Below are 18,750 nucleotides of genomic sequence, written 5' to 3'. Positions count from 1 at the left end.
TAAAACGCGCTATTCACCGTGATAAAGAGAGTATGAGTCGTCCGAGAGTCAACCCGTGCAGTGTTTGCCGTGACGGTTAGTAAGTTCTCATATCACAACAGCTGAGATATTTTTACCGTTAGGTGGAGACATATATCAGGATAATTTAAGATTTTTTCATCTCTTCACACGGCTTTTGCACTAGCATATCTAATAATACATATGTCGGATACACCAGTGCGGAATCGACTTGATACTGAGGCAAGCCCTTATCTCACACAGCATGCCGAAAACCCGGTCAATTGGCAGCCGTGGGATGATCGTGCGCTTGAGTACGCGGAATCGGCAGATAAGCCAATTTTTCTCTCTGTTGGATATGCTGCATGCCATTGGTGCCATGTCATGGCTGAAGAGAGCTTTGAGGATGATACCGTTGCTAGTATATTAAACGATTCATTTGTTCCGATCAAGGTTGATCGTGAGGAACGACCAGATCTTGATCGCATCTATCAGACAATCTGTCAACTTGTCACTGGTGGCGGTGGATGGCCCCTGTCTGTCTGGCTTACTCCGGAGGGAAAGCCATTCTATGTTGGCACATATTTCCCAAAAACAGAACGACCTGATCGTGGTGATACTCCTGGATTCTTAGAGATCTGCCAGTCGTTTGCGACCGCGTGGGAGAACGACCGTTCAGAACTTGAATCCCGAGCAGACCAATGGGCAGATGCACTTCAGGATCGACTTGAAGCTGATACGAGCGGTCATAGTGATGCTGATGATGTTCCAACTCCCGAGGCTGAATCATCTAATTCAGATAATGGCTCCAATACAGACCTTCTCACGTCAGTATCCACCGCTGCGATTCGTGCTACGGATAATGAGTATGGTGGATTTGGCTCACGCGGTCCAAAGTTCCCACAACCGGGACGAACTGAGGCGTTACTCCGTGCACACGCAGAAATTGATAGAGAGACTGCCCTCAATGCTGCGACAGCGACACTTGATTCAATGGCTGCGGGTGGTGTATATGATCATATTGGAGGTGGATTCCACCGCTACGCAACAGATCGTGAGTGGACGGTCCCACACTTCGAGAAGATGCTGTATGACAATGCTGAGATTCCCCGCGTCTATTTATCCGCGTATCAACACACTGGGCGCGATCGGTATGCTCGAATCGCTCATGAAACCTTCAGCTTCCTCTCACGCGAACTTCAACATCCCGAGGGTGGATTCTATAGCACTCTCGATGCACAAAGTGAGGGCAAAGAAGGGCGGTTCTATGTTTGGACACCACAAACGGTCCGGGATGCAATTGATGACTCACAAGCTGCAGATATCGCAATTGATCGTTTTGGTGTGACAGAGGGCGGGAATTTCGAAGGATCGACCGTTCTCACTGTTACAGCATCAATCTCGCAACTCGCAAGTAAGTATTCATCTACAACTGATGAGATTGTCTCACAACTTGCAGATGCACGCGACTCGCTATTTGATGCTCGAACAAACCGTGAACATCCGAATCGTGATGAAAAAATCCTGACTGCATGGAATGGACTTGCAATATCCAGCCTTGCTCGCGGTGGATTGATACTGGAAACTGACCAGTACACAGAACTGGCAACTGATGCTCTCTCATTCATCCGTACGCATCTCTGGGATAGCGACGCTGGTCGGCTCTCTCGACGATATAAAGACGGTGATGTAGATGAAACAGGATATCTTGATGATTATGCATTCCTCGCACGCGGTGTCTTCGATCTGTATCAGACTACAGGGAATGTCGAACACCTCAGCTTTGCAGTCACACTCGCTGAAACGATTGTGAGACTATTTTATGATGCAAGCGGTGAGACATTGTATCTAAGCCCTAAAGACGCTGAATCGCTCGTAGCTCGACCACAGGACCTTCGAGATCAATCAACACCATCGAGCGCTGGGATTGCAGTACAAACACTCAATGCAGTTGATCCATTCACGTCGACTGATCTTTCAGGCATTGCGGCTGCTGTTCTTGATACACATGCTGATGAGGTCCGTGGTCGACCACTTGAGCACATCTCATTGGCAATGGCTGCTGATTCTCGTGCCCGTGAGCATGATGAAATCGTCATTGCACACGATATTGACACCGGACTTTCGGAATCAATGCGCTCAGATATTGCATCGACATATCTTCCGGGTGTCCCTATTTCCCAACGTCCGGCGACTGCATCAGCACTTGAACCTTGGATTCATGAACTCGGACTTGACTCCCCACCAGCAATCTGGGTAGGTCGTAATCAACGCGATAATACGGCGACCGTCTACGCGTGTTCTGGTCGAGCCTGCTCACCACCGACTCATTCACTTACAGATGCCCTCGAATGGTTTGACACAGACATCATAGATAGTTCCTCTGACACTGACGCTGATACTGATACAGATACAGATACAGATACAGATACAGATACAGATACAGATACAGCTAATAATATTGATGCGGTTGAAGGAATTAATTTCAGTGAGGACGCCGCTAGCGACGGGAGCTAATATTGCCACATATTGAGATCCTCCTCATCTTCAAGACCGCAGGGTTTTAGCAGTATACAGGCGGTAAGCCCCCTCTCCCTTCCTCAAGGAGCAACACAGGGACACCGCGACCGAGTAGCGCAGTAGGGAGGGAATACACCGCCGCCATCACTCAAGCATTGATGTATACTCAGAATATACGCAATATGTACAGTGCAGCAAAAAAGTGTGAAAATCAGGGACGATCAAGAGGAGTGGCTTGCCGAAAACCACCTCAATCTCTCGGCGTTCCTGCGTGACCGACTTGATGAAAAAATCGAACAGCGGAGTGGAGTGACTAATCACAGATGAGAGACACCTACAGGTATCAACTGGAGCCAACTGATACCCACCGCGAGCAGCTGGATTTCTACCGTGATACCTGTAGACAATTGAACTGTATAATCACGCACTCAAGGGGTTCAGAGAAATCCCCGATTCGGCGGGGACGCTCAACCAACGAGTGCGACAGGTACGTGACCAACTCCCTGATCTCACAGACTGGTGGGACGACCTCACTGAACTGTATTCAACAGTTACACAAGCAGCTGTCATGCGGATCGAAGACAGTGTGACAGCTCTCTCCGAGTTGAAAGATCGAGGCTACAAGATTGGCAGCCTCAACTGGAAAACCCTACAGGAGTTCTGCAGCTTCACCTATATACAATCCGGCTTCGAGTTCGATAGTAAGAACGGTTGGACGGTACTGTCCCTTGTCCAAACTTGTGGATATTCCCGTGGTGAAACACCGCGAGATCCCAGAAAAGGAGACAATCAAAGAGGTGACACTGAAAACAGAGCCAACCGGTGAGTGGTTTGCCTGTGTGACTGTTGATTAAAAAGAAACGCCACAAAAACCTGAAAAACCCGAGCGATGTGTCGGGATTGATGTGGGGATTCTCAAGTACGCCCACGATACCGATGGTCGAGAGATTTACTCACTGGATCTCACCGCCAAGCGTGAGCGATTGCAGCGCGAACAGCAGAAACTCTCACGCAAGGAATATGGCTCAAATAACTGGGAACAGCAACGGCAGAAAGTGGCTGAGTGTCACCAGTAACTCAACCGAAAACGCCGGGATTTCTTCGATAAGTTGTCAAATTACTACGCCACCGAATACGACCTCGTGGCTGTTGAAGAGTTGAATATCAACTCTATGCTGGAATCTCCCAGTAACAGCCAAAACACTGCATCGGCAGCGTGGAACATCTTCACCACTCTGTTGTCGTACAAGTGCGACCGCGAAGGGACGCACTTCGAGGTTGACCCGACAGACACGACCAAAGAGTGTGCTAACTGTGGCGTAGCGACCGACAAACCACCATGGGTGCGGGAACATTCGTGTCCCGCCTGTGGGTTCACAATGGATAGGGACGCAAACGCAGCGATCAATATTCTTTCTCGTGGGTATGAGCAGCTAGGAGTGGGAAACTCCAAATCAACGCCTGTGGAGACTGCGCTCCCTATGTTTATCCCATCGGACTCTTCCGATGTTGTATATGTAAAGCGCGTCATCGAATCAGGAAGCCCCATCCTCAAGAAGCGAACGGCGCAAGCCGTGAGCGAGTAGGGTGGGGTAGTTCACCAACGTTCACACTGCTGCCCGTGGAAGAAGCTCGTCTTGACACTCTGAGCAAGCAACTAGATTATATGATTCTGTGCACAGAGTCGTTGTATTACATAACTCACACTCACACTCGACTTCCAATACCTGCCCGCCCCAGCGGTGTGGCGAGAGTCGTTCGCTGACGCGGATTGATCTAATCATCTTCTATATCTTTGTGTGAAAACCAAGCATAAGTCGCTTATTATAAGATTGGCACTTAGAATATATATTGGTAATATGTATATAATGGTCTATGATAGACAGTTCGCGTTGTCACCTACTGAGTTGCTCGGCAAGATGCACTGCAATCGGAACTGATGCAGTTTCAATAAACCGTGCCACTTCCTCATTTTCTCGTTCGACAACGACTGTTGGGATCCGGTCGATTCCGTATTCCTCGACACCCGGTCCATGTTTTTCACCATCAGCGTTCTTTTTTACAGGATATTCGTGAACCTGCTCACTTGGAACATCAGCGGCATCGACTGCGGCTGCGAAGTCGGGTAACTGCCTTCGACAGTCATCACACCAATCACCACCCCACACCCGAATCGTAATATCATCAGCACTGAATGCGGATATTATATGCGACCATGAGTCAGCATCCCACACAGGATTTGCTTTCATCGTCTCAAGTGTCTTATTCATATTCGTCTCAGTCATGTTTTGTAATTATTGTGAGTCGTCCTAAATCTACGGATATATACAATACCACAGCTATCGAAACAATATAGTGGCAAATGATACTCTCAGCTGGACCGAATTGACTACCAAGGACAGTATTTATAATTCAATACCTGTTTTGGTCGCCACTATCTTATCTATCACTAGCGAATATATGTATCAATGAACGCGAACATTTTGGAAACAATTGGAACACCGCTTGTCCGCGTTGACTCCCCGCCAGGTGCGACAATCGCTGCAAAGATTGAGTCGAAAAATCCCGGCGGTTCCGCAAAAGATCGACCGGCACTCGCAATGGTTGAGCGTGCTGAGCGCGCTGGTGATATTGAGCCAGGTGACGCTCTTGTTGAACCAACGAGCGGAAACACTGGTATCGGGCTGTCAGTCGCTGCCGCTGCGAAAGGATATGATCTCACGGTAGTGATGCCCGCCTCACAGTCGCCTGAACGGCGCGAGTTGATGCGAGCGTATGGTGCTGAAATAGAGTTGATTGAAGGCACCATCAGCGATGCTAAAGATCGCGCTGATGAACTTGAAAATGGTGGGATGACACAACTGAGACAGTTCGAAAACCCGGCTAATCCTGATGCTCACTATCTGACAACCGCTGAAGAAATTCTCGAACAGATTGAGGGACGGACTGTTGATGCACTTGTTGCCGGTGTGGGAACCGGTGGGACACTCTCCGGTATTGGGAGACGTCTTCGTGAAGAATTTCCGGATATGTCCGTCATTGCTGTTGAGCCAGCCGAAAATGCAGTTATTTCAGGTTCAGAACCCGCGAGTGATGATTTTCAGGGCATGGGTCCAGGATTTATCAGCCCAAATCTAGACACCGAATTAATCGACAGTGTCGAGACCGTCAGCATTGATGCAGCTGAGTCAGAATGTCGGCGTCTGGCACGTGAGGAGGGCATTCTTGTTGGACAATCTTCTGCAGCGTCAAACATCGCCGCAAAACGCATTGCGACACAACTTGCTGATCCCACTCAACCTTGCAATGAGCGAGAGCCAGGATACGTCATTGAGGATTTACCCGGGTCAGAACCCGCTGCGATATCATCATCATCTACATCTACGCCTACATCTACTGACACTGGTGATATCGATACGTCCGGAGTCACGGATGCTCCGGATACCGATAAAAAAGTGGAACATGAAAGTGGAATGGCTATAGATTCTGATGAGAGTGATCTGCGCTCTGACTGCCCGCTAATTATTACTGTCTTCTGGGATAGTGGAGAACGGTATATGTCGACTGGACTATTCAATGACTCAGACTCAGGTCAAGATCATAACTGAAAGTCAGTGTGCTAATTTCGTTATCGTTGAGAGCACAATTCTGAGTCATAGTGAATACAGTATCATGAGAATGGGTAATCTAGGTCCATCGCTAGACATCGTCTTAGCGGTCAGGAATGTCAGAAAATATTTTCAGTACTTCAATTGCGCTATCGTACTTCAGATGTTCTGATACTATATACTGTTATACTAACAGTTACTTAGCATCGTCCGCCGTCTCATCTGAATCTTCTGTTGCATCGATTTCGCTATCTTCGTCATTATCGATTTCAGATTCATCACGGTGCTCTGTTGTCTCTTCTGATGGTTCATCAGTCTCATCAATCGTGATATCGACTGGGTCAGCACTTGTCTCAGACGACGCTTCAGAGTCCATATCTGTATCTGTATCTGTATCTGTATCTGCATCTGTCAAAGTCCGCATCAGTGTTTACGTCCACGTCTGCGTCGCCATCCGTCTCAGATTGTGCTGCCGTGCCTGCGCCAACAACATATCCAACTGTCCCGCCAACAAGTCCACCAATAATCGCTCCACCAGGACCGCCTCGTTTTAATCCTGTAATTGTCCCGACAAATCCACTAATTGCGGAGATAGTGGCTGGGTCGACACTTTGTTCTGTCATTGTCTCAGTATCATATTGATCGGCTGTCATCGCTTAGTGTACTCACCGCAGACAAACGAATCTTTGCCACGTAGTGAGTGAATGTATTAAACTGACCGTAACGTGCAATTAAATTGCTAAAATTAGTAGGCTCGGATAGTCAGTATAGAGCTGTCCTCACTCAACCGGTGTTACATCTTCAATTAACTGCTTTCCAATAGAACGAGTTCCACCATCACTCAACTGTAACATAAACATGCTACCGACGTCCTCATATCCTGAGACGGTAATTGTTTTCTCATCGCCATCTGTAATCTCATGCGGTTCAGTCAGTGTAATCTGATAGGCTTCATCTGCCATAACATGCACATTCTGTTCTACATCTGTATTGGGTTGTCGGTCACAACAACAGATGACCATATCATCAAATTCGATGTGATTAATTCACAGTATCAATAGTATCGCGATTACTGCAGTCGTAATCGGAGTTGTAATAACTGTGATATTTTGCCACGTCGAGTCTTGTACGACAAACGCTCCGGCTTCACGGGCCTCAGCTGGATTATTGATAATTGCGATATCACCAACCGATAAACTTGCCGAGAAACTTAATAACAGAATAACTGGAAGAATTGCTGCTGTATCGACAGACATGAATATTCCAGTCAATGCAGCAACGCTGAGATACACCGGTAATGGCGCTGCTGCAACTGCTTGTATTGCCCATGTTGGTGTTGATGTATCGATTTCAGCGTTAAATTGACCTAGTGGTACTGCTGTCCCTGACCACTGTGGAAGAATACGAATCACCGGGTCAAGTCCAAGTAGTACCGCAATAGCCGCGTGAGCGAGTTCATGTGGAAGCACAATCGGTGCAACAAGCACTCGAGCAACTGTTCGCCCCCAAGTGCGCGAGTCGTCTGTCACTGTTGAGCGGTCAGGATACTCCACCAGCCGGTCACTGATTTATCGAACATATGCTCCGGCACCAATGGTGCTGGAACCGGTTGAAATCCATTGTGACGCATGTCGGCAATTCCACCGTATCGCTCCACTGGTCGTCCCGCAAAATCGAGTACTCGAATCTGCTTATCATCATCGCGGTGGTACGCATATGGAAATCGCTCCCGCGGTGGGCATGCGAGTGCGTCGACGTTACTGAGTCGCACAAGAACATCACCATCGGCACGAAGTTCAACCCATGGTCTATTCGTGTTCGTATCTGCGTCTGCATCCGAATCTGTGTGTGAACTTGGACTTAGATCATCATTCACCCTCGTCCCTGCTGACGGGTTCATATCGGCAGCCATGCTTTCCTCAGTATCATCTTCATCTGCATCTGAGGTCGATCCCATAGATGTCCTTTCATCCGCTGATGTCGACTCTGCTTTCCCTTCTCCTTCGAGATTAGCGTTACCGGTCTCTGTCGTTTCCGTAAGGTCATCACTTGAGATGAACTCTGGGGAGTTATCTGAGACCGTTGCAACTAGACCAGGCTGTCCTGATACCGTTCGAGATTCATGCCACGAAAGAGTCGCTGATGTCGGAACGGCGGCATATCCTCCTTCATCAAGTGGGACTCGGTCCGGTCCAGCGTAGAACTGCCGTCCATCGGTAGTAACGTCTGCAACGCCAACCGGTGAGGTTAAAATATTTGCAATCTTTGATGCTGCCTGTTGAGTTGAGACGACAAATAACGTTGCTCGGTTATTGGATTGATTATTCCAAACACGTGAGAGCACCATTGTCGGATCAATTTTGCGTATTGTCTCAACTGCAATAGCCCATCCTGAAGATAATAGCGTCTCTGGCGTTGGGGGTTTTGATGAACAAGCATCCGTCACTGGACGTTCAGTATGATCCACCGATTCATCAGATGATATCGCCGCATCATTACTAGTCGTGCGAGCGATTACCGGAGGCGTCGCCGCATCATTTGACCGTGAGGTGGTCAAACCAGCACGGTGACACCGATCAATACCTGCGGTCAAAAGCCTCTCATTCATTATCAGTGATATGCCCCCAGTTAGTAAGTGAATTGTGGGCGAAACTGAAAGTCAAAATGATCGAACCGACACGCATCTGAATACACCAATATCATATTGGGCTGTATGTCTCACTCAAACGTGTGTTATATTAATAAGCTAACTGTGACTCATTTAGCCTGACTAGCATGCATACAAGCTAAATGCGTCAGGAACGCTCGCATTCAGAATTATTTATAGATGTAATTGGTGATTCAATATTGCGTCTTAATGAGCCGAATAAGTAAATAAATTGATTAAAATAAGTATGTATTCAAATATCAATACTGATCCAAAATAAAATATATGATATCGTTAAATCCTCGAATAGTGGTAAGTGTTAGAAGCCTCCCGGGACGATGACATATGCGAACAGTAATGTCAACAGTCCGGTCGCAACGCCATAGTACAACACCGGAATTAACTCAAGTCTGATTACGCGACCTTCTTCACCAATGAGTCCAACGACAGTGAGTGCGGCGACAACATTATGAATTGCAATAAGATTCCCAATTGCTCCGCCAACAGCTTGTGCGGCAACGACAATCACCGTCGGTGCACCAACATCCTGTGCGGCTTGGAACTGGAATAATCCAAATAGAATGTCGCTCACGGTGTTTGACCCAGCAATGAATGCGCCAAATGCCCCAATGAATCCTGAGAAGAATGGGAATGCAATACCTGTCACATTAGCCGTCAGCTCTGATAGTAATCCAAGCATGCCAGCAGAGACTGCAGCATTCTCAAGAACAATACTACTCCCTGATCGCTGCATGATCATGACTGTTGCAACAGCAAACCAAAGCGCGATGACTGCTGGGGCGATGTTTCGAAGTGCTTCACTCCATGATGCTTTGATTTCATCAGTGCTCATCCCATGAATCGCATATGTTATTACTGCAACAAGAATGAACAATGACCCTGGAAGATACAGTAATTCGACACCTTCTGAGAATGGTGTCCCAAGAATGTTATTCCATGTAAGAACACCTGTTGAGGCTAAGAAGGACTGTACCGGTCCGATAACACGAGTGGCGATCAGTAGTGCTGCAACAAGGACATACGGTGTCCATGCTGTCAGAAGCGACATGTCCTCATTATGTCTGTCGGCTGGTGATGCCGATGCAGTCCCGCCATCAGCGGCAACCGCTCCGTCGCTTGACGACTTTGATCCAACGCCTTGCCCAGGTTCAATTGATCCGACCCAATGATCAGGCCACCCGGACCGCGGTCCAAACTCCCATGTATCATCTGGGATGAAGTATCCAGCCCGAAGCGTGGTTGTAACAATAATTAATCCAACCATTGCCCCAAGTAGCGCCGGGAACGTTGGACCAAGATAGATTGCTGTCAGATTGTATGGAACAACAAATGATGCCCATGCGAATAGCGTCAACGGTAACACTTCAACCGCGGGTTTGATTGATCGTTCTTCACCAAAGTACCGCGTCATCATCGCAACACCAATGAACGGGATTGCAATCCCAACAATTGAATGAATTAGAGCCGCCCAGACACCGATCTGTGCGACGTATGCTCCCGTACTCTCATACGCACCAGAGGTGACAACCTGCTGAGCTGCAGTTGTTCCTTCTGCAAACACAACGTCACGAAGACCGATAATCAAAGGAGTTCCAACGGCACCGAATGTGATTGCGAGAATATTACCAGTCAGCGCAACAACAACAGCGGCTAATGGAGGGAATCCGAGCCCAACGAGCAGTGGACCAACAATTGCTGCCGGTGTTCCGAACCCAGCGGCACCCTCAATAAACGAACCCATGAGGAAGACCAATAACACAACCTGCACACGTCGATCATCACTAATTGATGAAAATCCGGCATTAATGACATCGAATGCACCGGATTGTCGTAACGTGTATAGTAGTAAGATTGCACCAAATACAATAACAAGGATTCGAGTCGCCGTCAGTGCCCCGCGAATTGATGCAGCAGCAATCAACGTTGGAGTCATCTCCCATCCGACATATGCGACACCCACAGCGATTAGCCATGCTACAGGCATCGTTCTCGTCGCTGGCTGATACAATCCCACCATCAATACAGCGATTGTTATTAACGGCAGTACTGCCAAAGCAGCAAGTGTGATATCTACCATACGTGCACCGATTCTACGTTATCTAGTAAACTCAATTTTATTGTCATTTCATTCATTTTATAAATCAATATATTTGATTCATCATTGATTGGGTATCAATACACAACAATGCATATTGATCCTGATATTTACTTCTCAACTCTACGCAACTTCTATTCTACACTATTGTTTATAGTTAACTGATTTTATCCACTGAGTAGTTTGTTAGCATATATCATGTAAAATCACTATCGAACTTTCTTATCATGTCTCAAGTATAAAATAGAAGTCAGCATATAGCAAATAAATATCATGAATGTATCGGCAGATATAGTGTATGTTTTTATGAACGGAGATAATATAATTCACATCAACAATGGCAACAAATACGCCATCTACGATAGACGAGCACTCACCGGGCGGTGAGTCTGATCCTGCTGTTGAGGGCACATATGATTATGTCAGTGATGACATCGAGCGACCGGGGCTGATGGAAGATCTCGATGCTCGTGTCGATGGAGATGTTCGGTTTGATACCTATTCACGGCAACTATATGCTACTGATGCATCAGCATATGAGCAGACGCCGATAGGGGTTATCATGCCAGCGCATACCAACGATGTTTCTGCGGTAATGAATTACTGCGCAGAGCAAGAAATTCCTGTCCTTCCTCGTGGTGGCGGTACAAGCCTTGCTGGACAGACAGTAAATGAGGCTGTTGTTCTCGATCTTTCACGGTACATGGATGATGTCGAGAGAATCGACTCAGACGATGAGACTGCAACTGCACAAGCCGGTGTTCGGCTTGGCGATCTAAATGCAGCAGCTGAACCACACGGACTCAAGTTTGCACCTGACCCTGCATGGGGTGATAAATCTGTCTTGGGCGGGGCTATTGGGAATAATTCAACCGGTGCACATTCATTACGATACGGAAAGACCGATTATTATCTTGAGGCAGCTGAGGTCGTTCTCGCTGATGGGACTGTTACGACCTTCGGTGAGGTTAGCATAGAAACTCTCCGTGAGCGCGGTAATCCTGACGGTGATCTTGAAGCACAAATATATGCTACAGTCGCACAGACGCTGACCAACCATGCTGATGAGATCGCCGATCAGTATCCGGATCTCAAACGAAATGTTTCGGGATATAATCTCGATATGCTCGTTGATGAGCTCCGCGGAGAGCGCCGTCTCCCCGATAACTCTGACATTGACCCTCAGAGCGAACCTGGTTCGGTCAATCTTGCTCGTCTTCTTGCTGGATCAGAAGGAACACTTGCCACGGTCACAGAAGCGACTGTCTCACTAGCATCCATCCCGGAAACAAAAGCAGTCGTATTACTCACTTATGATAACGTATTAGGTGCAATGAAAGACGTGGCACCGATACTTGAACATGACCCTGCTGCTGTTGAGGTAATGGATGATGTTCTGTTAGATCTTGCTCGAGAGACTGCCGAATTTGAAGATGTTGTTGGGCTTCTCCCAGACGGAACAGACGCTATGCTTCTTGTCGAGTTTTATGCTGAGACTGATGAACATGGGCGTCAACAAGTTGCTGATCTCGTTGCTGATCGTGTTCCAGATGATGACACGGAGGCTAATCCAAGCCCTGAGGCTGCATCGATCACGACCGCAAACCAAACTGCTATTCAATCGATGGAAGCACATGATGCTGAGACTCGTGAAAAATTCTGGAAAATGCGAAAATCTGGACTTCCAATTCTTCTCTCACGAACGAGTGATGAAAAACATATTGCGTATATCGAAGACACAGCGATTCCGGCAGAAAATCTTCCAGCATATGTCTCTGATTTTCAGGACATTCTTGATGAACATGATACATTCGCATCATACTATGCACATGCCGGTCCAGGAGTACTTCATATCCGACCATTAATTAATACAAAAACTGCTGAGGGTGTCGAGACATTCGAATCAATCGCTGATGAGGTAACTGATCTTGTGGTGAAGTATGGTGGCTCCGTCTCAGGCGAACATGGCGATGGCCGTGCACGGACACAGTGGAATCGAAAACTCTACGGAGACGAACTTTGGGACGTCTTTCGTGAGCTAAAATCCGCCTTTGATCCTCAGTGGTTATTGAATCCAGGGAATATCTGTGGCGACCACGAACCAACTGCAAATCTCCGATTTGACCCTGAATACGAGTTTGACGCTGGATTTGAGCCGACGATGAATTGGGAGGTCGAAAACGGATTCGAAGGAATGGCTGAACTCTGTCACGGGTGTGGCGGGTGCCGTGGTCCACAGGAGACGACAGGCGGTGTAATGTGTCCAACGTATCGAGCCGCTGAAGAAGAGATTCAAAGCACTCGTGGTCGGGCGAATATGCTCCGTCAAGCAATGAGTGGAAGTCTTGACGAAGATGAGTTGTTTGACGATGAGTTTGTTGAGGAGGTATTAGATCTCTGCATCGGATGTAAAGGGTGTGCAAAGGACTGCCCAAGTGGAGTCGATATGGCGAAGATGAAAGCAGAAATCACGCATGAGTATCATCAGCGAAATGGCTCGAGCTTTCGTGACAAATTATTCGCGAATGTTACCACAGTCTTAGAACTTGGATCAAAATTCGCTCCGATTTCAAACCTCGCCCAACAGGTCCCTGGAAGTGGTATTCTTCAAGAGAAGCTATTAGGAATTGCGCGTGAGCGGACACTTCCACCGTTCCATCGTCAGAGCTTTGTTGATTGGTTTGAGCAACGCGGTGGTGCGGCTATTCCCGCGAGTGAAGCAACTCATCGGGTCTTATTATTCCCAGATACATACACGAATTATAACCATCCTAAAGCGGGTCGAGCGGCGGTCCATGCACTCGAATCACTCGGCGTCCACATACAGATTCCAGATGACGTGACTGGGTCTGGACGACCACCACACTCTAAGGGATTTCTTGAGAAGGCTCGAGAGAGGGCACAAACAAATGTCGATGCTCTTTCACCCCGTATTGCAGATGGGTGGGACGTCGTTGTAGTTGAGCCATCTGATGCCGTCATGTTCCAACGTGATTATCTTGATCTTCTTTCAGGCTCGGACGTTGAACGCGTCGCGAAAAGCACGTATGGAGTGATGGAATATATCGATACATTCCGGCTACTCGATGATACAGGACACACTGACATTGCCAACGCAACAGCACCATCGTTGACATATCATGGACACTGTCATCAGAAATCAACAAAGAAAGATCATCATACTGTCGGTGTACTACGGCGTGTTGGATATGAAGTAGACCCGCTCGACTCAACATGCTGTGGAATGTCAGGCAGTTTCGGTTATGAAGCAGAGCATTACTCAATGTCACAGGCTATTGGCGAAATCCTATTCGACCAGATTGATGATAGCAATGGAGACGTTGTCATCGCACCTGGAGCATCATGTCGATCACAAATTGGTGACCGACCAGATGGGGATGAACCACCACATCCTATTGAGCTACTTGCAGACGCGGTCGCTTAATAATTGTATTGCTCTGTAGGTGCATTACCCATCGATGATTGAATAGCGAACTCATTTTAGTCTATGAATAGATTGCTCATTACCTGAAGAATTGTTCATGTAGTGAGTTAGTGCATCGTTGAATGAGTATAAATGGAGTCATATCCTATCCCTACCTGCCGGGGTGCCTCTGACAACCGGCATTCATGTGAGGGCTTCTCATACGAGATATCATCATTGACGACGGCTCTGCCCGAACCGGCGCGATGATGTGTATGCTAATGTTGAAATTACCCTCATATGATTTCAATAATATACGATCTTATACTAATACCATAGCCTCTAGTGACATTGTTAGTAGCCGTGAGTGACGGTAGATGATTCAAAAGCTAATTAAATATTATACTGGAGTTCCAGTGTACACTCATGTCTTTATGAACTAATAGAATCTTATTGATAAGCTCATTTCTTAGATAACAACCTCTCATTCGCTGTGGAAATACTGGGCTTACTTAACCAAATTGATATGCGCGTTGTCAGCTATCAGCTGACTTCGCTCGCATGAGCATTAATACATATTCACATCAGGGAATCTCAGTTATTTCACCCGTTTGGTGGGGTCAGTTCCTGAATAGCAGTGACAGATTGTTCACGTATGTCTGCTGCAGAGGCTGATCTGAAAAGGTGTGTCATACAGGTGCAGTCGGATGAGCCAAACCCATCTAGCGGTGACTGCTCCACGTGGTTGAGTAACGATGATGCAATAGCACATTCAATATCAGCGGTTGGAGCTGTGACGATGGCTGTAAGTGATACATTCTGGTGACTGGCAAGATAATCAATATGCCAGTGTGTCACATCGTGTATCCCTGCAGCTACGCGCCGATGTCGATCAACACGTCCGAGTCCATTTGACCCGAAGGCACTGCCAACGTATGCGTACCCACCTTGGGGAAATAATCTGGTCTCGTTAACACCAACCGTCAATGACGTGGGGGAGTCCAGATTCATACACAGTACATAGCTTCCTGGCGGGGCAGTCCCTGCTCCGATTCCAAGCGGGTCGGTCTCCGATTGGATTGCTGCTGGTGTAATAACAGCTACATTCATTTGAGTGATATAACATATTATACGAGATTTACCTGATCATTTTGATTCTTACACAAAAGTATTAATATACAAATTAAGATTAGGGTTACTCGAAATCCAAACTCAGATTGATATTATCTGGATGCTTGTGTTTTTGAGGACGCAGCAAGCGCATTAAACGCCGAAACGGCTGTCTCACGGAGGGGATACATTTCATGATAATCATCGGGATCACGGTTTCGCCCAGTTGCAACTCCCACAAGAGTTGCAATCTGGTCGTAGTTTTTACCTACTAACTGACTCACGATGCCCGGCATACTCGCTCGCTCAGCTATTTCCTTAGCAGCTGCCCGCCCTGCGTACACCTGATTACGACGGCTATCAACGAGAAACATCGCAAATGGTGTTTCATCGAACTGTGATTCAAGAAACTGCTGTGCTGTCTCATCATACCATGAGATAGCGCCGACTGTATCAAGCCGTTCGAGTGCTCTTGCGGCGATTGAGCAATATGGGCATTCTCCGTCATAAATTAATACAGACTCATACTGGGTCATACATATACTAATGCTGTGAGACTCAAAACTATGCTGGGCATCTGCACCGGCTTAATGTGATTAATATCTTATAGAACTTATCAATGCAACTATCTCAGTGGTTTACTTCGACAGTAATTTTAGGCTTGCCTAAACATTGAACATAATGCGCTCAGACATCTGCGTCATTGTTCCCACCATCCGCACGTATGATCGAATGAAGTCATATTTTGAGAACGCTCGAGATCACGGATTTGATCTCGATCGACTGTTTATGCTTCTTGTCACCGAAGATAACTGTGACACTGCTGGCATGAAGAGAATGCTTGATACGGCAGGCATCGATGGGGCAGTATACGATGAGACTCGTCGTGAGTCATGGTTTGACGCTCATGGACTCGATCAATACGCACATATCATTCCAGCGAAATCGCACGCGCAAACAAGTTTTGGGCTTCTCTACTTATGGGCAAACGACCAGTTCACACGAGGGGTATTTATTGATGATGACACCCGACCGCACTCAGAATGGGACTTTTTTACCCGACATCTCAACAATCTTGATAGAGATGACATGGTTGAATCCGTTCGCTCAGATGAGCAGTGGGTCAACGTATTATATCAACATGCCGATGAACACGGGCTGTATCCACGGGGATACCCATATTCAGCGATGAATGAGACTGTCGAAACAGATCAATATCAAGTAAGTGATGTCGTTGCTTCGCAGGGACTTTGGACAAATGTTCCTGATCTTGATGCTGTTCGGATTCTTATGGACGGTGATCTTGATGGACAAGCACAAACTCGAACAAAAAATGCACATTTTGATGGAGACTTCATTGCAGCCCCGGGACAGTACCTCACTGTTTGCTCGATGAATCTTGCATTTGAACGGGAAGTGATCCCAGCATTCTATCAACTCCCAATGGACGATAATAACTGGGATGTGGGACGGTTCGACGATATCTGGTCGGGTCTCTTTCTTAAACGTGCTGCAGATATCCTTGGAAAAGAACTGATTAGTGGATATCCGCTATGTATTCATGATAAGGCTGCCCGCTCAACATTTGACGATCTGATGAACGAAGCACCTGGACTCGAACTCAATGAACATGTCTGGAGCATTATTGATAGCGCTGGTGCGGATGCAACAACATGGACTGAGGCGGCAACAGCAATGGCAGAGGAATTATCCGAGGGTAATTTCGATCAATTAGCTAATGGTGCATTTCTAAACCATTGTGGTGAATACTGGCTTGATTGGCTTGATTGCATTAATAAACTATCTGAGAGGGCAACGCCGATCGAGCATGCACCACGCGCTGACACTGCACGGGTGGGCGATTGAATCTCATCATGAAAAAATGACAATCATGAATGCTTCTGTCCTTGCTCTGAGTTAGATCAATAGAAGCCTGAAATACCACAGAAAGTATATTTTAATCATACTCCGATCTTCGTTTCTCTTCGTGCATGTATCTGTTACCGACCTTTGCCAGCAAAAACTCTCTTTTCGCCCGCTAAATCGCAAGTTATATACGATTTAGGCGGACCTAAAACAGACATGGGAGATATGCGTAGGACCGACGAAGGAACAAAAGTTGGTACAAATTCTCGCACACGAAGGCGGTTCCTCCAGGCTGCAGGCGTTGCCGGAATCGGGTCTATTGCCGGTTGCGGTGGTGTCAGTAATGATGAGGTGGGAACATCAACAGAAACTGAGATGTCATCGCCGATTGGGACATCAGACAGCGAGCAAATTGGGTCTGGGCGTTCTCCCTTCGGTGATCGTGATATCTCTGATGGCGTTTCAATGTCAGAGATGCCAGATCTCGCTGGTGAACTGACAGTATATTCAGGTCGTGGTGAAGCACTCGTTGGGGAATTACTCAGCTTTATTGAAGACCGATATCCTGAATTAACTATTCTCCCACGATATAGTTCAGCAAGCCAACATGTCAACCAAATTATTACAGAAGGACAGAACAGCCCAGGGGATGTATTCTATTCAGTGAACGCCGGCTCATTGGGTGCACTGGCGACCCGTGGGCGGGTACAATCGCTCTCAAGTGAGGTACTATCATTTGTCCCTGATACATTCCAGTCACCAGATGGATCATGGATTGGCACCTCTGGACGTGCACGGGCTATCCCATACAATACGGATATGCTCACTGAATCATCAATCCCAACAGATATCATGTCATTTCCAGATACAGCCGCACTTGATGGGCAATTTGGCTGGGCGCCGACGTACTCATCGTTTCAGGCGTTCATCACAGCGATGCGACTTCTTGAGGGAGAAGCTAATACGCGGGAATGGCTTCGTGGGATGCAGGAACTTGGCGCTGAATCATACGCTGATGAGTTCCAGATTGCTCGAGCAGTTGCTGACGGTGAGGTTGCCGTTGGTCTCACAAACCACTATTATATTCAACGCGTCCTCGCCCGTCGTACGCTTGATGCGCCGCTTCGAACAACGTTCACTCAAAATGATGCCGGAGCAGTATTCAACGTTGCTGGTGCCTGTACGCTCGATACAGCGAGTGATACTACTCTTGCATCGAATTTCATACGTCATCTGCTTTCTGCAGAAGCCCAAGATTACTTTGCTCGGACGACATTCGAGTATCCGCTTGTTCCTGAGATTGAGCCAATCGGACGACTCCCATCGATTGATTCATTAAATCCACCGGAGGATGTCGATCTAACACAACTGTCAAACTTGGAGGGAACCATCACGCTGCTCCGAGACACGGGTATTCTCTGATGGTAAACCGCTACATCAATATGATAGCAGGGCTCAACCA

Annotated in this window: 15 protein-coding genes and 1 pseudogene; 7 read left to right on the top strand and 9 right to left on the bottom strand. The window is 47.2% G+C overall.

Features of this window, described 5'->3' with window-relative positions:
- Window positions 1-201 precede the first annotated feature (201 nt).
- From J07HQW2_RS04725 to J07HQW2_RS04720, 3 genes and pseudogenes are all read left to right on the top strand, one after another.
- Window positions 202-2,514, top strand: coding sequence for a thioredoxin domain-containing protein (locus J07HQW2_RS04725; protein ID WP_021054241.1), 2,313 nt, complete (start codon window positions 202-204; stop codon window positions 2,512-2,514).
- Window positions 2,515-2,721: 207 nt separating this feature from the next.
- Window positions 2,722-2,844 carry a hypothetical protein gene (locus tag J07HQW2_RS17760; protein WP_303704352.1) on the top strand — a complete coding sequence of 41 codons (123 nt, stop codon included), beginning with the start codon at window positions 2,722-2,724 and terminating at the stop codon, window positions 2,842-2,844.
- Window positions 2,841-4,103, top strand: a pseudogene (locus tag J07HQW2_RS04720) (RNA-guided endonuclease InsQ/TnpB family protein). The gene J07HQW2_RS17760 and the pseudogene J07HQW2_RS04720 overlap by 4 nt, the downstream one beginning before the upstream one ends.
- 309 nt (window positions 4,104-4,412) lie before the next feature.
- On the opposite strand, the gene J07HQW2_RS04715 reads toward J07HQW2_RS04720, so the two are convergent.
- A complete protein-coding gene (locus J07HQW2_RS04715) occupies window positions 4,413-4,802 on the bottom strand; it encodes a hypothetical protein (RefSeq protein WP_021054236.1) in 390 nt (129 codons plus the stop codon).
- A 183-nt stretch (window positions 4,803-4,985) separates the two neighbouring features.
- Between J07HQW2_RS04715 and J07HQW2_RS04710 the strand changes: the two genes are divergently transcribed.
- Window positions 4,986-6,125 carry a PLP-dependent cysteine synthase family protein gene (locus tag J07HQW2_RS04710; RefSeq protein WP_021054235.1) on the top strand — a complete coding sequence of 380 codons (1,140 nt, stop codon included), beginning with the start codon at window positions 4,986-4,988 and terminating at the stop codon, window positions 6,123-6,125.
- A 196-nt stretch (window positions 6,126-6,321) separates the two neighbouring features.
- Here the strand turns inward: J07HQW2_RS04710 and J07HQW2_RS17755 are convergent, their stop codons facing one another.
- The 6 genes from J07HQW2_RS17755 to J07HQW2_RS04685 form a co-directional block, all read right to left on the bottom strand.
- Window positions 6,322-6,501: a hypothetical protein gene (locus J07HQW2_RS17755; RefSeq protein ID WP_303703966.1), complete on the bottom strand. Its 180-nt coding sequence runs from the start codon at window positions 6,499-6,501 to the stop codon at window positions 6,322-6,324.
- A complete protein-coding gene (locus J07HQW2_RS17750) occupies window positions 6,491-6,778 on the bottom strand; it encodes a hypothetical protein (RefSeq protein ID WP_021054233.1) in 288 nt (95 codons plus the stop codon). The genes J07HQW2_RS17755 and J07HQW2_RS17750 overlap by 11 nt, the downstream gene beginning before the upstream one ends.
- 126 nt (window positions 6,779-6,904) lie before the next feature.
- Window positions 6,905-7,087 (bottom strand): hypothetical protein, encoded by a 183-nt coding sequence (locus tag J07HQW2_RS04700; protein WP_048075149.1) that lies wholly within the window; start codon window positions 7,085-7,087, stop codon window positions 6,905-6,907.
- A gap of 84 nt (window positions 7,088-7,171) precedes the next feature.
- Window positions 7,172-7,654, bottom strand: a complete 483-nt coding sequence (locus J07HQW2_RS04695) for a hypothetical protein (protein ID WP_303703965.1) — start codon at window positions 7,652-7,654, stop codon at window positions 7,172-7,174.
- Window positions 7,651-8,733 (bottom strand): hypothetical protein, encoded by a 1,083-nt coding sequence (locus tag J07HQW2_RS17745; protein ID WP_021054230.1) that lies wholly within the window; start codon window positions 8,731-8,733, stop codon window positions 7,651-7,653. Before J07HQW2_RS17745 ends, J07HQW2_RS04695 begins: the two co-directional genes overlap by 4 nt.
- Before the next feature lie 358 nt (window positions 8,734-9,091).
- Window positions 9,092-10,870, bottom strand: coding sequence for an L-lactate permease (locus J07HQW2_RS04685; RefSeq protein WP_021054229.1), 1,779 nt, complete (start codon window positions 10,868-10,870; stop codon window positions 9,092-9,094).
- 355 nt (window positions 10,871-11,225) lie between these two features.
- Between J07HQW2_RS04685 and J07HQW2_RS04680 the strand changes: the two genes are divergently transcribed.
- Window positions 11,226-14,333, top strand: a complete 3,108-nt coding sequence (locus J07HQW2_RS04680; protein ID WP_021054228.1) for an FAD-binding and (Fe-S)-binding domain-containing protein — start codon at window positions 11,226-11,228, stop codon at window positions 14,331-14,333.
- Window positions 14,334-14,915: 582 nt separating this feature from the next.
- Here the strand turns inward: J07HQW2_RS04680 and J07HQW2_RS04675 are convergent.
- Together J07HQW2_RS04675 and J07HQW2_RS04670 are read right to left on the bottom strand one after the other, a co-directional pair.
- Window positions 14,916-15,422, bottom strand: a complete 507-nt coding sequence (locus tag J07HQW2_RS04675) for a GIY-YIG nuclease family protein (protein WP_021054227.1) — start codon at window positions 15,420-15,422, stop codon at window positions 14,916-14,918.
- A gap of 113 nt (window positions 15,423-15,535) precedes the next feature.
- Entirely contained in the window at window positions 15,536-15,958 is a 423-nt protein-coding gene (locus tag J07HQW2_RS04670; RefSeq protein ID WP_021054226.1) for a DCC1-like thiol-disulfide oxidoreductase family protein, read from the bottom strand.
- Between the two features lie 145 nt (window positions 15,959-16,103).
- Between J07HQW2_RS04670 and J07HQW2_RS04665 the strand changes: the two genes are divergently transcribed.
- Complete coding sequence (locus tag J07HQW2_RS04665; RefSeq protein WP_021054225.1) at window positions 16,104-17,288, top strand: glucan-protein synthase; 1,185 nt, start codon at window positions 16,104-16,106, stop codon at window positions 17,286-17,288.
- A gap of 216 nt (window positions 17,289-17,504) precedes the next feature.
- On the top strand, window positions 17,505-18,710 hold the full coding sequence (locus tag J07HQW2_RS04660) for an extracellular solute-binding protein (RefSeq protein ID WP_021054224.1): 1,206 nt from the start codon (window positions 17,505-17,507) through the stop codon (window positions 18,708-18,710).
- Window positions 18,711-18,750: the final 40 nt, after the last annotated feature.

It is taken from the genome of Haloquadratum walsbyi J07HQW2, from assembly GCF_000415985.1.
In the GTDB taxonomy this organism is placed as follows: Archaea; Halobacteriota; Halobacteria; order Halobacteriales; family Haloferacaceae; genus Haloquadratum; species Haloquadratum walsbyi_B.
The sequence above is the reverse complement of the archived record's forward strand: the minus strand, read 5'-3'. Positions and strand labels throughout refer to the sequence as shown.

Bases quoted from the DNA above. Each gene is read 5' to 3' on its own strand.
- J07HQW2_RS17755 (WP_303703966.1), bottom strand. From the start codon at position 6,501: ATGGACTCTGAAGCGTCGTCTGAGACAAGTGCTGACCCAGTCGATATC.
- J07HQW2_RS17750 (WP_021054233.1), bottom strand. From the start codon at position 6,778: ATGACAGCCGATCAATATGATACTGAGACAATGACAGAACAAAGTGTC.
- J07HQW2_RS04665 (WP_021054225.1), top strand. From the start codon at position 16,104: ATGCGCTCAGACATCTGCGTCATTGTTCCCACCATCCGCACGTATGAT.
- J07HQW2_RS04710 (WP_021054235.1), top strand. From the start codon at position 4,986: ATGAACGCGAACATTTTGGAAACAATTGGAACACCGCTTGTCCGCGTT.
- J07HQW2_RS17745 (WP_021054230.1), bottom strand. From the start codon at position 8,733: ATGAATGAGAGGCTTTTGACCGCAGGTATTGATCGGTGTCACCGTGCT.
- J07HQW2_RS04700 (WP_048075149.1), bottom strand. From the start codon at position 7,087: ATGGCAGATGAAGCCTATCAGATTACACTGACTGAACCGCATGAGATT.
- J07HQW2_RS04685 (WP_021054229.1), bottom strand. From the start codon at position 10,870: ATGGTAGATATCACACTTGCTGCTTTGGCAGTACTGCCGTTAATAACA.
- J07HQW2_RS04680 (WP_021054228.1), top strand. From the start codon at position 11,226: ATGGCAACAAATACGCCATCTACGATAGACGAGCACTCACCGGGCGGT.
- J07HQW2_RS04725 (WP_021054241.1), top strand. From the start codon at position 202: ATGTCGGATACACCAGTGCGGAATCGACTTGATACTGAGGCAAGCCCT.
- J07HQW2_RS04715 (WP_021054236.1), bottom strand. From the start codon at position 4,802: ATGACTGAGACGAATATGAATAAGACACTTGAGACGATGAAAGCAAAT.
- J07HQW2_RS04660 (WP_021054224.1), top strand. From the start codon at position 17,505: ATGGGAGATATGCGTAGGACCGACGAAGGAACAAAAGTTGGTACAAAT.
- J07HQW2_RS04675 (WP_021054227.1), bottom strand. From the start codon at position 15,422: ATGAATGTAGCTGTTATTACACCAGCAGCAATCCAATCGGAGACCGAC.
- J07HQW2_RS04670 (WP_021054226.1), bottom strand. From the start codon at position 15,958: ATGACCCAGTATGAGTCTGTATTAATTTATGACGGAGAATGCCCATAT.